Annotated in this window: 14 protein-coding genes and 1 pseudogene; 10 read left to right on the top strand and 5 right to left on the bottom strand. The window is 64.1% G+C overall.

Annotation, left to right across the window (positions count from 1 at the left end; all coding sequences use genetic code 11):
• The first annotated feature begins 219 nt into the window (after window positions 1–219).
• Window positions 220–744: a hypothetical protein gene (locus BOX37_RS34425; RefSeq protein WP_156910589.1), complete on the top strand. Its 525-nt coding sequence runs from the start codon at window positions 220–222 to the stop codon at window positions 742–744.
• Here BOX37_RS34425 and BOX37_RS28275 read toward each other — a convergent pair.
• Together BOX37_RS28275 and BOX37_RS28270 are read right to left on the bottom strand one after the other, a co-directional pair.
• Window positions 729–1,346 (bottom strand): hypothetical protein, encoded by a 618-nt coding sequence (locus BOX37_RS28275; protein ID WP_156910588.1) that lies wholly within the window; start codon window positions 1,344–1,346, stop codon window positions 729–731. The genes BOX37_RS34425 and BOX37_RS28275 overlap by 16 nt on opposite strands.
• Window positions 1,347–1,520: 174 nt before the next feature.
• On the bottom strand, window positions 1,521–2,366 hold the full coding sequence (locus BOX37_RS28270; RefSeq protein WP_071930264.1) for a DUF2637 domain-containing protein: 846 nt from the start codon (window positions 2,364–2,366) through the stop codon (window positions 1,521–1,523).
• Between the two features lie 391 nt (window positions 2,367–2,757).
• Here BOX37_RS28270 and BOX37_RS28265 point away from each other — a divergent pair, with 391 nt between their 5' ends.
• From BOX37_RS28265 to BOX37_RS28255, 3 genes are all read left to right on the top strand, one after another.
• A complete protein-coding gene (locus tag BOX37_RS28265) occupies window positions 2,758–3,213 on the top strand; it encodes a hypothetical protein (RefSeq protein ID WP_071930263.1) in 456 nt (151 codons plus the stop codon).
• 647 nt (window positions 3,214–3,860) lie between these two features.
• Window positions 3,861–4,184 carry a transposase gene (locus tag BOX37_RS28260; protein ID WP_071928053.1) on the top strand — a complete coding sequence of 108 codons (324 nt, stop codon included), beginning with the start codon at window positions 3,861–3,863 and terminating at the stop codon, window positions 4,182–4,184.
• Window positions 4,184–5,101 carry an IS3 family transposase gene (locus BOX37_RS28255; protein WP_071928054.1) on the top strand — a complete coding sequence of 306 codons (918 nt, stop codon included), beginning with the start codon at window positions 4,184–4,186 and terminating at the stop codon, window positions 5,099–5,101. Before BOX37_RS28260 ends, BOX37_RS28255 begins: the two co-directional genes overlap by 1 nt.
• A gap of 531 nt (window positions 5,102–5,632) precedes the next feature.
• Here BOX37_RS28255 and BOX37_RS28250 read toward each other — a convergent pair.
• Complete coding sequence (locus tag BOX37_RS28250; RefSeq protein ID WP_084760253.1) at window positions 5,633–6,952, bottom strand: tyrosine-type recombinase/integrase; 1,320 nt, start codon at window positions 6,950–6,952, stop codon at window positions 5,633–5,635.
• A gap of 693 nt (window positions 6,953–7,645) precedes the next feature.
• On the opposite strand from BOX37_RS28250, the gene BOX37_RS28245 reads away from it, so the two are divergent.
• Window positions 7,646–7,897 carry a hypothetical protein gene (locus BOX37_RS28245; protein WP_067645215.1) on the top strand — a complete coding sequence of 84 codons (252 nt, stop codon included), beginning with the start codon at window positions 7,646–7,648 and terminating at the stop codon, window positions 7,895–7,897.
• Window positions 7,898–8,428: 531 nt separating this feature from the next.
• On the opposite strand, the pseudogene BOX37_RS28240 reads toward BOX37_RS28245, so the two are convergent.
• Both BOX37_RS28240 and BOX37_RS28230 read right to left on the bottom strand, forming a co-directional pair.
• Window positions 8,429–9,569, bottom strand: a pseudogene (locus tag BOX37_RS28240) (IS3 family transposase).
• A 70-nt stretch (window positions 9,570–9,639) separates the two neighbouring features.
• Window positions 9,640–10,152 (bottom strand): AMP-binding protein, encoded by a 513-nt coding sequence (locus tag BOX37_RS28230; RefSeq protein ID WP_071930260.1) that lies wholly within the window; start codon window positions 10,150–10,152, stop codon window positions 9,640–9,642.
• 144 nt (window positions 10,153–10,296) lie between these two features.
• Here BOX37_RS28230 and BOX37_RS34990 point away from each other — a divergent pair, with 144 nt between their 5' ends.
• The 5 genes from BOX37_RS34990 to BOX37_RS28200 all read left to right on the top strand — a co-directional run bounded on the left by BOX37_RS34990 (window position 10,297) and on the right by BOX37_RS28200 (window position 17,604).
• Window positions 10,297–10,551, top strand: a complete 255-nt coding sequence (locus BOX37_RS34990) for an RsbRD N-terminal domain-containing protein (RefSeq protein WP_206045728.1) — start codon at window positions 10,297–10,299, stop codon at window positions 10,549–10,551.
• Between the two features lie 52 nt (window positions 10,552–10,603).
• Entirely contained in the window at window positions 10,604–11,524 is a 921-nt protein-coding gene (locus tag BOX37_RS28225; RefSeq protein ID WP_206045727.1) for a PucR family transcriptional regulator, read from the top strand.
• Window positions 11,525–11,531: 7 nt separating this feature from the next.
• Entirely contained in the window at window positions 11,532–12,344 is an 813-nt protein-coding gene (gene phaZ / locus BOX37_RS28220) for a poly(3-hydroxyalkanoate) depolymerase (RefSeq protein WP_071931949.1), read from the top strand.
• Window positions 12,345–13,713: 1,369 nt separating this feature from the next.
• Window positions 13,714–15,570 carry a TetR/AcrR family transcriptional regulator gene (locus tag BOX37_RS28205; protein WP_084760250.1) on the top strand — a complete coding sequence of 619 codons (1,857 nt, stop codon included), beginning with the start codon at window positions 13,714–13,716 and terminating at the stop codon, window positions 15,568–15,570.
• Window positions 15,571–15,780: 210 nt separating this feature from the next.
• A complete protein-coding gene (locus BOX37_RS28200; RefSeq protein ID WP_071930257.1) occupies window positions 15,781–17,604 on the top strand; it encodes an acyl-CoA dehydrogenase in 1,824 nt (607 codons plus the stop codon).
• Window positions 17,605–17,711 lie beyond the last annotated feature (107 nt).

Genomic DNA, 17,711 nt, shown 5'->3' with positions numbered 1-17,711 from the left:
GCGCAATCGGTGCAATGGGCGAACGCTCGTGTTGGGAGTGCGGAGTGAAGACCTCCGCGTGCTACGCGCCGCGGCTTACGACATTTAGCGGGCCACCGCTTCGACCGAGACAGCCCCGCGGAGCGCGTGGTTCGCTTCACAGCGCTGGCAAGCGACCAGGACGCAGGCGTAGTCTGTTGGCGGAAGAGCCGCTGGTCGGGCCATTCTCAGGAGATTGAGATGCCTGCTGGCAAACAACGACGTTCCAAGCGCGATCCCGAATTAAGCCGGCGTTTGGATGAGGCCCATAACTTGATGAAGGTTCGGCGCAGCGAGGCCGAACGCCGTGAGGCCGCGACGATGGACGCGGTCCAGAGCTACCTGCAAGCTTCAGGATCGATCCGACAGCGCACAGAAGTACGCGATCAGCGCGTTAGTGAGCTCCGCAAACGGATCGAACAGCTAGAACGCGAGTACGAGGCAGAAGTCACTCGGTGGCGCGGTCAGCAGGCGGGTGCGGTGACCGCAATGCGGGAGCTGGGCGAGTCGGATACAAGCATCGGCGAACTACTCGAATTGACCACAAAGCAAGTGCGACAACTCGTGGCCTCGGCGCGAGCGGCGGAGCAAGCGAGGATCGATCCCGACGGACAGGATCTGGGTGGTGTACCTGGCGTTGCTCTGCACCACGGGGGTGCAGATGGTCAGCCCAGTTCGCGGGCAGCATCGAACGTGGACACACTTATAGGTCAGAGTTTGGCGTAGCCACCGGTGTTCCAGACGTGCCAACGGAATTGGCTCGGAGCGAGGGCGACGCGGTAGGGGATGCCGGGCTCCGTTGGGTAAGGCCAGTAGGCAACACCGCATCGGTGGCAGTAGTAGCCGTGGCTCCAGACACCGCGCGCACGGTTACGCCCGGCATCGACCTTGCCGTTGCGACGTGCACGCCGAAACGCGACGGTTAGGACCGCGACGACGGGGATCGACAGCAGAATCGGAAGTAGGTAGAAGCCCAGCAACGATGCCATCATTCGGATGGGATTGCTTGGGAGTGGTTTTTCAAGCATCGCGGCGCTGCACACGGCGAACATGATGATGACGAATACCAACAGAATCGTCCCAAGAGCCGACAGCCGTCCCGCCGAGGGCAGGATTGGTTGCCATGCCAAACTTCTCGCGAGGGCGGAGCGTTGGTTGAACTCGTGGGTGGAGGCGCCTACAAGGGGGATGAGTCCTCCGGGCGCGATTCCGATCCCGGTATGCACGCCAGTGCTGTAACCGCTGTGGGTTCCTTCCGACATGGCGGCGGGCACGCTCTGGGCCAAGTCGATGCTTTGGCATTGCGGGCAGCTGATATCTAGGTTCACTGGTCCCCCAAGGACGTGGTTTCGCTGGAGTTGGTACACGAGAGGTGATGCCCGGCAACGAACCGTGCATCGATCCAACACCGGATGGCCTCAAAATGTCGATGTGTCCTGTCCCACATCGGCATAGTTTCGGGCGGGGTGTGCGCATGTTGAAACATTGTCTGGCCCAACCGGTCATAGGTGTTTTGCGTGCGCACGATTGCTGTCAGGGTGCGCACGCACAGTCGGCGGCCCAACCTCGGCGTGTGCACGGTCGGTGGCTGCGTGCGCACGCAACCGCTCGGCGTCGCGCAGGATTCGGCTGACCGCCGAGCGGCTACATTCGAGCTCGCGAGAGATACGACTGGCATTCCACTCGTCGACATAGCGGTGCGTGAGAACCGTGGTGACAGTGCCGCGATCGCGTCGCCCGCCGGGATCTTGTTCGCAGATCAATGCGGCCAACACGTCGAGGTCGGGGCCTTTGTCCGCAGGTTGTTCGGCGGCGGCGTCCTCGATGGGCTTGGTGGCGGCTGGCTGTGGAGCCGGTAGTGTGACGGGCGCGCTGCGAGATTCGGGTAGTTCGGGTGTGGGCTGTGGTGCTGGGGCTGGAGTTGCCGACTCGGTGTCGGTGTCAGGCTGCTGAGTGTGAGCCAACGTCAACAGGGCCAGAGAACTTTGGGTCATGCTCCCCTCCACTATGAGCGGCCAAAGCCATGCTTCGGCGGCGGGCACACCTGCGGTGATCGCCAAAGTGCGCAGCGCGGTGAACGACAGCCAGAACGCGCCGCCGGCGATGACCACGGTCAGCGCGGTCGCGGCGCGTCGCGCGGTGGGGGAGGCGGTGTGCGCACGGGTGAGCAGGGCGACGCCGTGCACCGCGGCCAGCAAGGCCAGGGGAGGGATGACAGCGACGGTGGCCGCGACTGCAGGCAAGACGGTCGTATGGAGGACGGCTTGGGTTGCGTTGCCGACCACGCTGACTCCGGCGGCGATACAGAGCTCGGTCCAGAAGAAGACGTGCGCACGGTCCGTGCGCACGTCTTCGCTCGCAATCAGCTGAGCTCGGGTAGATCGTGGTGGTGCAGGCTGCATGGCTGGTCCCCCTCACTCGGGATGTTGTCGGTCAGGACATTGTGTTGGTCGGACGTGCCCCGCGGTCGCTGACGGGACGGGTGGGCGCGCCTCGTGCGGCGATCCGACTGTGGAAGATCGGGATTGCGCAGATGCGTCCGTGAACGGTCGGGCTCAGTGCAGATGCTCTTCGCTGCGCACGGAGTAGGTCGACACGATGCACGGAACTCAGCCACCGAAAAGATGCAACCACTAATCGGTTGTCAACCGATTGTGGTTGCGTACCGTCGTGTGGGTAGCGCCGGTTGCCTGCGATCACGGGTGTTGGTTCTGCCTCTACCGCCAACGAGCGTTCTCGATGACCGACAGCAATACCGCCGCCGTCGCCGACCAACTGGCAGACGCCCTGGACAACTACATCGTCGGAGCACTCGAAGCGATCGGAGCGCTCGACCTCGCCGCTATGACGCGAGAACGCATCACCGAGACCGTCCCCACCCTGGCGGCGTCGCTGTGTAGCGACGATGACGAGGTCGCCGCGCAGACCGTGATCGACCTCGCTGGCGTCGCCTGGCCCGAAGAACCTGAGCCCGTGTGGTGGCGAACACCGGTCGGGCGCATGGTGGGCCGCTCAGTCGGCAGAGACGACACCGAATCGGTGTCGTACTCGGTGGCCGCGGCGATGCTGGGAGTCGCCACCGGCACAGTGAAATCGATGATGGCGCGTGAGCGCACCGACCTGGACCGCCACCCCGACGGCGGCTTGACCCGGGCGTCGGTACTGGCTCGTATCGCCCGCCTCGACCGGGCGTGACCAGCTTCCGGCCCGCTGAAGTTCCACATCTCAGGGCCGCCGCCCTGCGCGGTATCTGTCCGATCTGCGGGCAGCGTCCGTGGCCCTCGCTGGGAATCCATGCCGCTCGCCGACACGAGGTACCTCCCGGCAACTCAATACGGCGTTGGGCGTCCCTGCCCGGACCTCGCTGTCGTCGTCGCGAGTGCGCCAGCGAGCCCGCGAGGTCGCCCTCGCCATGCCCGGCCGCACCGCCGCATTGATCGCAGGTGGGTCGGGTTCACCACGGGCCCGTGACATCGGCGACGCTGGTGAGTAAGGGCGTCGATGGGGGCTGCAGAAGGCGAGTAGGCGGAGCTCCCGCCGCCGCAAGAAGATCCCTGATGTCGACTTGCCGGGCATTTCGCAGCGGATCGACGCGGGCGAACGGTACGCCGACGTAGCTGCCGCCTACGACGTGACGCCGTCGGCTGTGTGGTGGAGGGTAAGTCAGTGGCGGCGAGGCCAGGCCGCAGCAGTTAGTGTCACAGCGGTCGGCAGGGAACGCATTCCGGGTGCGCGCCCCAAGCCGATCAGTCTCGCTCAGGTTCAGGCGGCCATTTGAGGTTCCCCCTGAGTAGTGGACACCGACTTGACAGACCATCTGGTCTGTTTGAAAGGATGTCCGCATGCCTCCTCGTAAACGCCGGTCGTTCACGGCCGAGTACAAGGTCGAGGCCGCCCACCGGGTAATCGATACCGGTCGCACCATCGCCGAAGTCGCCCGCGAACTCGGCATCAACGACGGACTACTCAGCAACTGGGTCAAAGACGAACGACGACGTCTCGACGCCGCGCAAGCCGCTGGCGAAACACCCCTGCAAGCCGCCGAGAGAGCCGAGCTCCTCGCCTTGCGGAAGCGAGTTGCCGAGCAGGACAAGGACATTGCGTTCCTGAAAAAAGCCTCGGCGTACTTTGCCGCGATGGGTCAGAACCGGCCCGGTTCGAGCTGATGGTCAAGTACGCCTGCCCCGAGAACATCACCGAAACCGCAGGCACCGCCCTACCCGAAGGGCAACGATTCTCGATCCCGCGAATGGCTCGTCTGCTGAAAGTATCCAAGGCCGGCTACTACGCCTACGTGAAACGCAGGGCGAGGACCGTTCTCACCGATCGCCAGCAGCGGCGCGCGGACCTGGAAACGAAGATCTTGACCGTTCACCGCGATTCCCACGGCACCTACGGATCACCACGAATCACCGGCGAACTGCGCGATCAAGGGATGCGAGTCTCAGCGAATACCGTCGCCAAGATCATGGCTGAAATCGGGGTCGAGGGCATCAGTCCCCGCACCTTCAAAGTGAAAACCACGGTGCAGGACCCGGACGCGTCGTTCCCGCCCGACCGGGTGGCACGCCGGTTCGACCAAGGCCGCCCCGACGCTGTATGGACCACCGACATCACGTACTTGACCTGCGGTGAAGGCGACATGTTCCTGTGCGCGATCCGCGACGGACACACCCGCAAAGTGCTCGCTTACAGCCTGGCCGACCATATCGGTGCCGACATGGTCACCGAGGCCATCGACGCCGCCGTCGCCGCACGTGGTGGGCACTGCCGGGGCACGATCTTGCATTCGGACCGTGGTGGGGAGTTCACCGCGCATCTGACCGCGCGCGCCTGTTTCCGGCACGGTCTGCTGCGATCGATGGGTGCGACAGGGATTTGTTGGGACAACAGCCCCGCCGAATCGCTGTGGTCGAGTTTCAAGCATGAGCACTATTACCGGCACGCGTTCGCTACGAAGGCCGAACTTGTTGCTTCAGTTGACATGTGGATGAGTTTCTATAACACTACTCGGCGGCACTCCGCGATTGGGAATCAAAGTCCTGACAGCTACGAGCGGTCGCTCTCAGCGGCAGTAGCCTGAGCCGCATAGCCTCCCTGTCCACCATTCGGGGGGAACCTCAATTGACGCACACGGATCACAGGTCCAGGCTACGCGGGCGCTCGGTGTGTCCCGAAACTTGGTACGGGCGAGGCTGGCTGAGCTCGGTGGAATCAGACATCCCAACGCGTCACGTGATGCTCGGTATCGGGGGTGAGAGCCGCAAGAGACTCCCACTATGTCACCACTAATTCGGCTGAACGGCCCGTTGTCGATCGTTGTCCATCGTTGTCGAAAGTTGTCGTAGCCAGTGCATTTGGCCAGGTCGAAGCGGTAATCAGTTGTCCGATTTGTTGTTTGGAGTTGTCTATGGTAGTCCGTTCGTCTTGTATCGAGAAGGTCAGGGGTTCGATTCCCCTTAGCTCCACATATGTGCAGGTCAGACCATATTTTTCGTCTGATTTGCGGGCTATGTGGTCACCAGTAAGTCCCCACTAATTCAAATGGCGAGTGTCCGGCGGGGTTCGAGTTGGGCAGCGTATTTCGAACGGATTCGCGAGCGGTCTGATTCCGCTATCCGGTCACCGCTCGGTTGAGGACATCGGCGGCGGCCTTGTGTGGGCGTCCGCGTGCCATGTAGTGGCGTTGGGTCATGGCGGGGTCGACGTGGCCGAGGACATCGGCGGTGACCCGGGCCGACAGGCCGGCGTCGTCGAGGATGGTGGCCACGGCGTGGCGGAAACTGTGTGGGGTGATGTCCTCGGCGAATCCCAGGGCTTCACGGACACGCTGCCAGCCGTGTCCGACGTTTTGCGGGTCACGCAATGTCCCCACGGCTGAGGGGAACACCAGATCCAGGACCTCGATTCCGGGGTCCGGCGGAGAAGCCGGTCGCCGGTTCGCCATCGCGGTTTTGCGGCGTTTGAGCATTTCCACCGCGAACTCGGGCAGGGCGATGGTGCCGGTCCGGTTCTTCGGGTCATCTTTCCTGGTGACACGGACCAGTCCTTTGCCTGCGACGCGGACGAGTTTTCCGGTGGGGCGCAGGGTCGCGGCGTCGAGGTCGATGTCGGTCCACAACAGTGCGAGCATCTGGGAGCGGCGCAGGCCGGTGGCGGCGTAGAGGGTGATGACGTCGGCGAGGTCGGCGCTCTCGCAGTACGCAGCGACGGTGGGCGGGGTGTAGGCCTTGACGGGTGTGCCGCGTTCTCGTTCGGCCTTGGCGAGTTGTCGCGGGCACGGGATCTGGGAGGTCCGGACGGCGGAGAGGATGAACCGCAGTTCGTCGGTGGTGAGGTCGCCGGCCCCGCCGGTGCGGCCCTTGGCTTCGATGTTCTTCGGCATCTGGACTTCGCGGACCGGGTTGACCTCGAGGGGGCTGGTGCGGACGGCGTAGCGGAACATGCCCGAGAGCACGATGCGCCCGGTGCGCATGTTCGAAGGCCCCCTGGCTTTTCCGACGTCGGTGAGGAAGGTTTCGACCGCGGAAGTGGTGACTTCGAACAGGCGCCGGTCACCGAACGCGGTGTTGAACATTTTGGCGACTTCGTCGTAGCGGGCGATGGTGGATTGGGTGCGGTCTTGTGCGATGAGGCTCGCGCGGTAGCGGACCCACAAGTCGCGCACGGTCATGGATGTGGACAGTTCGCCGCCGAGGCCGACGGTGATGACGGCTGCGGCTGCCATGACGGCGTCGAGGGCTCGTTGGCCGGTGCGGTCGGGGATCGGGCGGTGGCGGGAGTCGAGTTTGGTCGGGGAGACACGCATGAGCTCGCGTCGTTTTCCGGAGGAGTCGCGGACCCGGACGCGGGCTTTCCAGTGCCCGGGAGCGAGTTCGGTGAGCATCGGTTTGCCGGGGACCCCGAGGGGCCGGGGTGGTCTACCGCGGGTCATGGGTACACCGATCGAGTCGGTTGTGGGTGGCGGCTGTCTTAGTGTGGTGTGGCAACGAAATTCCTTTCCGCTCGGTGAGTTGGGGGAGGCCGGCGTCGTCTGCGGGTGGAGTTCGGGGTTCAACCTCGCGCAGTGCGCGTCGACAACGCGGCGTCGGTCCACTTGACCGATGTCCGGGAAGGCGACTTCTCTGAATGCGCAGCTCTAGCGGCTGCTCCGACCATCACGGCGGCGGCGGTCGACCGTGTGGAGGATTGCTATGTCGCGCGAGAGGCGCCATGACCGTCTACCTGGCCCTCACTAGCGCACCGGGCTCTGAACCCCTGATTCGGCGGCGTCGAGTAAGTCCATCTCGGCGAGAGCGACCACGACTGCCAGACCTGTCACCGCGCCGACGACTGCTCGGTGTGCGCGTCGACGGCCGCCTCGCGAGCGAGGATGAAGGCTCCCGAGCGAGCTGCGGCGCCTTTGCGTATGCGTGCTCCCCGGGCGCGCGGAATGAAGCCAGGGTGGGGGAGGTGCAGCTGTCCGGCCTACAGTGCTCCCCGCCCGAGCGGGGATGAAGCCACGGTTGCGTCCAATAGCGTGGTGTACGGCCCGACCAACGTAGTCGCACACAACCGCCGGATAGCCGAGATCGCGCTTCGGCCGTGAACGCCGGCATTCACCCACGGCGACCTCCAGATCTCCCACGTGTTCGTCGAAGGCGATGAGGTCACTGGCGTTAACCGGTCCGAGGCGGCCCAGGGCGATCCCCTGTATGACCTCGCCATCCTGACGCTCGAACACCCGGAACACCTCAGTGACGTCGTCGCCGGTTACGGTGCCGACATCGACCTCGAGGTGATCCGCGCCTGGTGGTCGTTGCGTAGCCTGCTGGGGCCCGCTGGGTGGTTGAGCACGGTTTCGATCCGGCCTCGCCAGGCTGCAAGGTCGACGTGCTGAGAACCCAGGCAATGCGGACTGATCACTCGCAACCAAGATCGCGACGTCAGTATTCGCCGATACAAACATCTTCGGATCTGGGGCGACGTCAGGATCTACCTGTCCGTTGCCAGCGAACATGGGCTATTGCCAACCGATCTGAGCCATCGACGTAGCCTTGCCACTGAACCTGGACCATCGAGAGCCTGACCAGCCAGTTCGCCGTGGCCGATGGAGCGAGTTGGCTCATTTTGAGTGGCAAACCGGATCGGGAAGTCTGCCACTCAACAGCGGCCACCGCAGGTCAGCGAGGTCGGCGTGGCTCATCTTCACTGTCACCGGACACTACCTATCGGTGACGTCAGAGATCACCGATAGAACCACTATGGCTGGCCTTCTGGGCCGAGTGCGGAGGCCCGGCCCGTAATAGCAGGCTTTCCGTAGCAGATCGACGTACGAGCTGGGTGGCGCCGGAACTGAGGGGCCGGAAAGTTCTCGGACAGCGAGATTTTGGTTATCTCAAGCCGCCTGATTCCACTGGAACCACTCGGACTATACTTCGTTCGGCGTTCGGTAGTCAATTCCGGAGTGAAGTCGAATCTGGTTGTACCGCAACTCGATATAGCGGGTGATGTCCTTTCTGGCGTGTTCCCGCGTCGGGTATTGGGTGCGGTTCACTCACTCGTTCTTCAAGGTCCCGTTGAACGATTCCGCCCAGGCGTTGTCATAGCAAGTTCCGGTGCGACCGACGGACCGCAAAATGTCGAGTTCTCGGCCACTGCCGCGAATTCAGCGGAGAGATATTGGCTGCCTCGGTCGCTGTGGAAGATCGCTTTCCCGCCCGCGATGGGCAGGTTCCGGGCGGCCATGCGCATGGCGTCTGTCACCAATTCGGTGCGCATGTGGTCTGCCATGGCGTAGCCGATGACTTTCTTCGAATAGCAGTCGAGCACAGTTGCCAGATACAGCCAGCCTTCCCAGGTTCGGATATAGGTGGTGTCACCGACGAGTTTTCGTCCCGGCGCTTCGGCGGTGAAGTCGCGCTGGACCAGATCGGGCAGGTCGGCGGCGTCGCCGGCGACGGTGGTAACCGGCCGGAACGGGCGGGGTTGGCACGGCACCAATCCCAGCTCGCGCATGATCTTGCGCACGGTGTCGGGATCGACCGTCGTGCCCCACCGGGCGAGTTGGGCGTGGACGCGGCGGTAGCCGTAGGTACCGTCGGAATGCTCGAAACAGAACCTGATCTCGGCTTCGAGGACTTCCCGCCACCGCGCAGTGGCCGATGGTTTCCGATTGCGCCAGTCATAGAATCCTGAGCGGGAAACCTCCGCCCAGCGGCACATGTCTGCCACAGAGTGATTGCCTTCTTCGGCCGCGATGAACGCGTACTTGACCGTTACCGGTGCTTTTTCGCGAAGAAGGCCACCGATTTTCCCAGGAAGCGGTTTTCCTCCTCCAGTTCCCGGACTAGCCGCTCCAATTCCTTCATCCGGGCGCGTTCCGGCAACGACAACCCGGTATCAGCCGCAGAGTTCGTGTGCCGGAACTGTTTCACCCAGTTCCGGATCGTCTGATCAGTCACCCCGCAATCGCGTGCGACATCGGCGACCGGCCGGGACTTCTCGACCACCTCACGTGCCGCTGTTTCCCGGAACTCCGGGCTGAACTGACGCGACTTCTTCTGTGCCACAAACAACTCCGTTCAGTTACCCAAATCCTACTTTGGGTCGCTGTCCGAAGAAATTCCAGCACCTCAAACTTCATACCAACCCCTCCTTTGCGCAGCGATTGGCGGTGGCGTCCGCGCCCAATTCGCTGACGCTCCAGTGTATCTGGCCTATTGCCTCCAGGCTGTCACGAAGGCCTGGGGTAGCGGCGCTTGTCGGCTTCCCCACCGTGACAACGTGCACGTCATCAGTCGCCACGGCGGCGGCGACTTCTTCCGAGGCGGTGTGCCAGGCGAAGATCAGCTCCGCGCCCGAGTCGTCGATGTAGTGGCGTACCTCGCGCTCCTTCAGAAGCGGGTTCATCGGCACCGCGATCAATCCCGCGCGGAGAATGCCGTAGTAGATCACGGGAAAGGCGATCACATTTGGCAGCATGATGCCGACACGATCCCCCGGGGAATGGCCGTGCTCGTGCAGCCAACCCGCCACACGCGAACTCATCTCGTCGAACTCGGAATAGGTCAGCATCTGCTCGTCGAGCCGCAGTGCCGCGTGCTCCGGATACTGTTCCGCCGATTTCTTCAGATTCCAGGCGAGATTGGTCATGCGCTCGGTCCTTCGATGATTTCCACGCCATCAATCGTCGACAGCGGGCGGCCGTCGGCCAATAGTCGCGAAGACAATCAATTCGCGTGTTCGGTGTCCCACAGCACATTCACGCTGGAATATGAGCTCGGATACCCTCACACCGTGCCCAGCCCGAGCCCCGACTCACCGATGGTCGTTGTTGCGAACACCCTCATCGCCAGGCTCGATGAACTCACCGACGAGCTCGTCGCTCGCATCGCCGACCAGGTCGAGTTCTATCGGATGGCCGACGTGGTGTCCCGGGCGCAGCTGCGGCGCTCGACCTGGCTGAACCTCGATTATCTGCTGCAGCGGTTGGGTCAGCATGCACCGGAGCTGGTCGCGCCACGCCAGACGGGTCGCGAGCGAGCCGAATAAGGCGCTCCTCTGCCGGAGTGTTGCGCGCGTTCCGAATCGGCTTCGCGTTTCTGTGGCAACATCTGCTCGACTCCGCGCGCGAGTCCGGACCCGCTCGGTCGACGCGCTGCTCGAAACCGCTATCGAGATCTGGGCCATGGCCGACGACTACTCGACTGCGGTGACCGAGTCCTACCGGGCGGCCGTTGGCGAGGCTCTGATCGCCGCCGACCGGCGCCGATCCGCCCTTGTCGCGGCCCTGCTCGACGGACGATCCGACGACAGCCATACGCCGTGGGAGGTCGCGAAGCTGCTCGAGATGCCGTTCGAAGGGTCGTTCGTCGTCGTGGTCGCCGAGACACCCGAACTCGGCGTTGTCGCGCGCCCACAGCTCGAACAACGGCTGCGCGCCCTCGATGTAACCTCGGCTTGGCGGACACAACCAGATCACGAAGTCGGCATCCTGTCCTACGGTCGACGACGCACTGCCGATGAGGTGTGTGACGTGGTCGCCAGATCAGCGGCCGACCGGGTCGGGGCGAGTCCGCAGTTCAGTCGGCTCGATCACACTCCGCGGGCGCTGCGATTCGCCCAGATCGCGTTGGAAACCCTCGGCCCGGGCGCTGTCGGTCTACGCCGGCTCCGCGATACGCCGCTGACGAGTCTGGTCATGGGTAACAAGGAGACAACGCGTCGATTCGTCGACCGGGTCCTCGGCCGCCTACTCGCCGTATCCGACGACGACCGCAGCCTTCTGATCACCACGGCCGAGGCCTGGCTCGCGGCGCGCACCTCGGCGGCCGAGGCCGCGCGTGCGCTGTACTGCCATCAAAACACCGTCCGCTACCGGATGCGCCGCGTGGAGGAACACCTCGACGGCGAGCTCGACGATCCGATTACCATCGCCGAGCTGGCGGCCGCGCTCCAGGCTATTCGTACCTTTCCCGAATTCGGCGCGCACCGCGCCGCGACTCCCAGCGAGGAAATCCGATGACCACAGAATCCGACCGGGAGTACCTGGTACAGGGCAGCGGCTGCGCGCCGCAGTCCGCGAGGGGAACAAGGACACTCCGCCCTTGCTGTTGTGTAACGGGATCGGGGCAGGTCTGGAGCTTTTGCAACCATTCGTAGACCATCTCGATCCGGCGATCCCGGTCATCCGCTTCGACGTCCCCGGTGTCGGCGGGTCGCCGCTGCCGCGCATGCCCTACCTCATGACCTGCCTCAGCCGCACGGTCACCACGCTGGTCGCCCAACTGGGCTACCCGACCTTCGATGTTCTCGGCATCTCCTGGGGCGGAGCGCTCGCCCAGCAGATCGCGTTCCAGAATCCGCGAAGGTGTCGGCGAATGGTCCTGGCCAGTACCGCCACCGGCAGCATCATGGTCCCTGCCCGACCGAGTGTGCTCGCCAAGATGATCACTCCGCGCCGCTACCGCGATCCTGGACACGCCACCTCGGTAGCGGCCGACATCTACGGCGGACGACTCCGTGCGGAGCCGGAATTGGTCACAACGCTACTGACCAAGCATGCGCCGCACCCGACCGATCGCGGCTATCAGCTTCAGCTGCTGGCGTCAGCGGGGTGGACCAGCCTGCCCTTCCTCCCGATGATCAGACAACCCACTTTGATTCTTACCGGCGACGACGATCCGATCGTTCCCACTGTCAACGCTCGCATCATGGCCCGACTGCTACCGCACGCAAAGCTGCACGTTTTCAACGATGGGCACCTCGGCCTGGTCACCCTGGCCGACGAACTCGGACCGCTGGTGAGCGAGTTCCTATCGGGGCCGCTGTCAACCAGAACCTGACGGGCCGGTTGGGCAAAGACAGGCGAAGCGCCTTTCTCCAGGCTGAGGCGAGCGCTTTCGGCAGTGGCCCTTGGCCCCGGAATTCCGGTTCGCCGGTGCGCCCGCGTGTGAGATGCTTGTCGATTTCGAGATCGTATGCCGCGATGCCGTATTCGAAGAAGCCAGCGTTGAGCAGGTTCCACAGCGGCTGCCCGCGATGGAACCGGATCCAGCGCTGATCCGCATCCACCCGAATGATCCCGAAGCCGAGTTCGTTGTCCTTGCCGACGAAGTTCGTAGGTGTGGTGCAATTCGTTGTCCGGCAGGCGAATCCGGCCGGTCCTGGCCAGTCGGCGAAGCTCGGCTCCGAAGATCACCGCTGCCGAGGGCAGCGGGGTGTCTGAGGTGCCTGCATACGCCGGAGCGTGAAGCGGGCCGATGGGCGCCAGGATCGGACGTGCCGTCCGCGGCGCGTTGGCAGGCCTGCTCGAGCCGACTACGCAGTCGTCGACCCCTGGCCCCGGGGACTCCGCGAACTCGGTCGTTTCGCCGAGCTGGTGTTCGCCTACACCGATGAAGTGGCCGCTGCCAGCGTCTCGGAGCATACCGACGAACTCGCATCCACCGGACAGACGCGTCTGCGGACCTTGCGCCGGCACATCCGAAGAATTACTCGGCGGAGCCACGCTCGCGACGCTGTGCGCTGCCGACGCCGCGTGGGCGCCATCACACACCCTCACCGCTGTCGTGACAGCGCGCGGAAACCCGCCGCCCTCACTCGCCTCACTCACAGTTCGGCTGACCAACGAGATCCCCGGTATTGCCGTCACCGAGGATATCGAGATGCTCCTGATCCACGACCTCGCGCAAGGGAGACAGGCACGAGCCCGCCCGGTTCAGCGACCGCGCGGTGGTCCGACAGGGCCGTGGCATTCGGTCCGTCGCTCGTTCGACCGTGCGTTGCGCGTGCCGCCGTCAAGCCATCGGTGGCCTGGCCAGAGTCGACACCGACAAGCATCTCGGCGAGCTCGCGGCCCGCGCGGATCCCGAAACATTGGCCGACCTTCGCCAACACTGTCGCGCCCCCTTGACGGTCTACGCCCCCGAGGACAGAGACACGCTCACTGAGCTTCTTCGCGCCTGGCTGCTGCACTACGGGCGACGCAGCGACATCGCGGCGGCGCTGTTCGTCCACCCCAGACTGTCAGGTACCGGATGAACCAGCTGCGGGATCTGTTCGGCGAACAGCAGCGCTCGAAGATCGAGCGCACATCCTCGATCTCACGCCCACTCTCTGATATCCGGCACCGTCACGCCGTCGCCTCGTCTGCCATACTCTGAACATAGATGTATTCAAACTTCACAACACATCCGAAAGGACCGGATAACGATGGCCAGAGTCATGTCGGCAGCTGGACGGTACGGCGGCCTTTCGGCCGCCGAGCGGCGCGCCGAGCGCCGGGCACGGTTTCGAGAAGCAGGACTCGAAACCTTCGGCGCGGGCGCCGGCTACCGGAACACGCGACTGGTCGACCTGTGCCAGGTCGCTGGGCTGTCCACCCGCCAGTTCTACCAGGAGTACGACACACTCGAAGACCTCCTGCGCGAGCTGTACCTGCACATCGACAGCATCGTCGAACAGCATGTCCTCGACGAGGTCGCGCGGGTCGACGACCTACCACTCGACGGTCGCGCGGCCGCGACAGTCCGCGCCTATCTGTCGCACATCACACGCGACCCGAGGTGCGCCCGGATCACATTCGTCGAGGTCAACGGAGTGGGCGAACGCATGGACGACCAGCGCAGACAACGCCGGACACGCTGGATCGACCTGTTGTGCGCCCTACTCGACAGTTTCACCGCCAGAGGCGAACTCGCGCCACGCGACTTTCGGCTCACCGCGGCCACCTTCCTCGGCTCGGTCGACGGCCTCATGCGTGACTGGAGCGCGGGCTGGATCGACGCCACCATCGACCAGCTCACCGACGTACTGCTCGGCATGCTGCTGGGCAGGCTCGGAGCAGTCGGCATCCCGGCTATGCCGGTCACCCCAGATAGCGCGCAGCTGGTGCGCCGCCGCCCGCGCAATCGACGCGCGACCATCCTGGCGGCCGCCACCGACGCCTTCGCCGAACACGGCTATCACCGCACGCCCATGACCGACATCGCCACCGCCGTCGGCACCACCTCCGGTGCGCTGTACCGGCACTTCCGGACCAAGCAGGAACTGCTCGGTTGCTGCTTGAAAGAAGGTCTCGACCTCGTTCTGAACCACGTCGACACCGCGTGCGGAGGCGACGCGCACGCCGACGCCGCACTGACCGCCTTGGTCCGCATCTCGCTCGAACGGCGTGGCCTTGCCCGCCTGTGGCAGCTCGAGTTCCGCAACCTGACTCCGGTCGACCGGATCGGAGTCCTCGCTCGATCGGTGCGGTTGACCCACCGGATCGGCGCGGCCATCCAGGCACGGCACCCCGGCATCTCCCCCGCCGACCGCGACGCCCTCGGCTGGGTCGTCCTGTCGGTGGTGACCAGCCCGTCCAACCACCGCACGCGGCTGCCCGAAGGAGTGTTCGCCCGAATCCTGGATGCCTCCGTCGATGCCGTCATCGGTGCCGTCATCGGTGCCGAGACGGTCCAGAGCGACGCCGCCGGAGCCGGTCCGCCCGACACTTCGGTCGATCAGGGCAGCGAACTGCGCACCGAACAGTTGATCATCGCCGCCGCCCAGCTGTTCAGCGAACGGGGATTCGCGGCAGTCAGCATCGAAGACATCGGCACCTCGGTCGGTGTCCGAGGCCCGGCCCTCTATCACCACTTCGAGAGCAAGTCCGATCTGCTCGACGAAATCATCGACCGCAACAACCGGTGGATCCAGCGGTACACCGAACGCGCGCTCGCCGAAGGCGGCGATCCACGGGAATCGCTACGCCTCGTGCTGCGGTACTACGTCCATTTCGCCATGGAGAGGCCAGATCTCGTCGGTACCGCGGTCAGCGAGGCCCGCAACCTGCCCGACGACGCTGCTGCCAGGTATCGGCGGATCCACCGCGAAGGCATCATCGGATGGGCTCGGCTCCTGCAATCGGTGCGTCCCGAGTTGTCCATGCCGATGGCGCGGGTACTGATCCACACCGTCACCACGGTGGTCAACGAAGCAGTCCGCAACCCTCGACTGACCCGCCGCCCCGATATGGTCGCAGAGCTGTGCTCACTCGGTGAGCTGATCGCACTTACCGACCTGTAGTCACCGCAGCTAAGTAACTGGTGACTCAAGTCAGAAATTCATAATCTTCCCAGTTCAGAACGCACAATGCACCCACGTTTTGCCTTATCGGAAAATTACTTAGACTTGCGTGGGGTGCCGCGGTACGTCATGATGACTCCCGCAGCGCGCATCGCGCACGGTTCAGTACCCGCCCCGTTCAAAGCGGGTCCAGTCGAGAGGTGACGGTCGGTGGGCCATTACAAGAGCAATGTTCGCGACCTAGAGTTCAACCTGTTCGAGGTGTTCGGCCTCGACACGGTCCTGGCCGCCGGCTCCTTCGGCGACCTCGATGGCGAGGCCGTGCGCACCATGCTCGCCGAGGCCGCCAGGCTGGCCGAAGGTCCGGTAGCCGAGCCATTCGCCGAAACCGACCGCACTCCACCGGAATTCGATCCGGCCACGCACTCGGTCCGGCTACCCGAACCGTTCAAGAAGGCAGTCCGTGCCTGGCTGGACGCCGAGTGGCCGCGACTGGCCAAGAGTGAGCAGATCGGCGGAGTCCCCGCTCCGTCGATGGTGGGCTGGGCGATCAACGAGCTGGTACTCGGTGCACAGCCCGCGGCCTACATGTACACCACCGGCTCGCTGCTGGCCGACGTACTCGGCGAAGTCGGCACCGAACAGCAGAAGGAGTTGGCCACGCAGATGGTCGAACTCAACTGGGGCGGCACCATGGTGCTCACCGAACCCGACGCAGGGTCCGACGTCGGCGCGGGCCGCACCAAGGCGGTGGCCCAGCAGGATGGAACCTGGCTGATCGAAGGTGTGAAGCGGTTCATCACCTCCGCCGACTCCGATGACCTCTTCGACAACATCATCCATCTGGTGCTTGCGCGCTCGGAGGGCGCTGACCCCGGCACAAAGGGGCTGAGCCTGTTCATCGTGCCCAAGTTCCATTTCGACCACGACACCTTCGAACTCGGTGACCGCAACGGCGTATTCGTCACCAATGTCGAACACAAGATGGGGCTCAAGGCGTCGGCCACCTGCGAGCTGACCTTTGGTGGGCACGGCGTCCCGGCCGTCGGGTATCTCGTCGGCGATGTCCACAACGGCATCGTGCAGATGTTCAAAGTCATCGAGGAAGCGCGGATGATGGTCGGCACCAAGGCCATCGCCACCTTGTCCACCGGCTACCTCAATGCGCTCGAGTACGCGAAATCCCGGATTCAGGGCGCTGATCTGACGCAAGCATCGGATAAGACCGCAGCCAAGGTCACTATTATCCACCACCCTGACGTCCGCAGATCGTTGCTGATGCAGAAGGCCTACGCCGAGGGTCTGCGCTCGATCTATCTCTACACCGCCGGACATCAAGATCCCGCTGTCGCCCAGCATGTTTCGGGTGCCGATGCCGACCTTGCCGCCCGGGTCAACGATCTACTGCTCCCGATCGTCAAAGGAGTAGGCTCCGAGCGTGCCTACCAGTACCTGACCGAATCTCTGCAAACCTTCGGCGGTTCGGGATTCCTGCAGGACTATCCGATCGAGCAGTACATCCGTGATGCCAAGATCGACTCTCTGTACGAAGGCACCACAGCGATCCAGGCACACGACTTCTTCTTCCGTAAGATCGCCCGCGACCGCGGCGTCGCCCTCCGACACCTGCTCGGCCAGGTCCGGGCTACGGCCCGCTCCGACGCTGACGGCTGCCTGAAGTCCGAGAAGATCGCCCTCGGTTGTGCCGTCGAGGATATCGAAGAGATGGCAGCCACCCTGACCACGCATCTGGTTGCCGCGAGCGAACAGCCGACCCGGGTCTACCAGATCGGCCTCAACGCCGTCCGTTTCCTCCTCGCTGTCGGTGACGTCCTGGTCGCCTGGCGGCTGATCGTGTCCGCGGAAATCGCACTCGCTGCAATCCAATCCGGACGTGAAGATGAGTTCTACTCGGGCAAGATCACCGTTGCCCGGTTCTTCGCCAATACGGTGCTTCCCCACGTGACCGCCGAGCGTGCCGTGATCAGCGCGTTCGATCCGCATGCGATGGAACTCGACGAAGCAGCCTTCTGACCCTTCGGCGCGAATGCGAGGTGCCCGAGTGATCGTCTCGAAACCGCGGTCGCCACGGCGGCTCGCCCGCCGCAACCAGTTCCTGGACATCGCCCACCGCGCTTTCG

Origin of the sequence: Nocardia mangyaensis, from assembly GCF_001886715.1 — a bacterium.
Taxonomy (GTDB): domain Bacteria; phylum Actinomycetota; class Actinomycetes; order Mycobacteriales; family Mycobacteriaceae; genus Nocardia; species Nocardia mangyaensis.
This window is presented reverse-complemented; position numbering and strand designations above follow the sequence as displayed.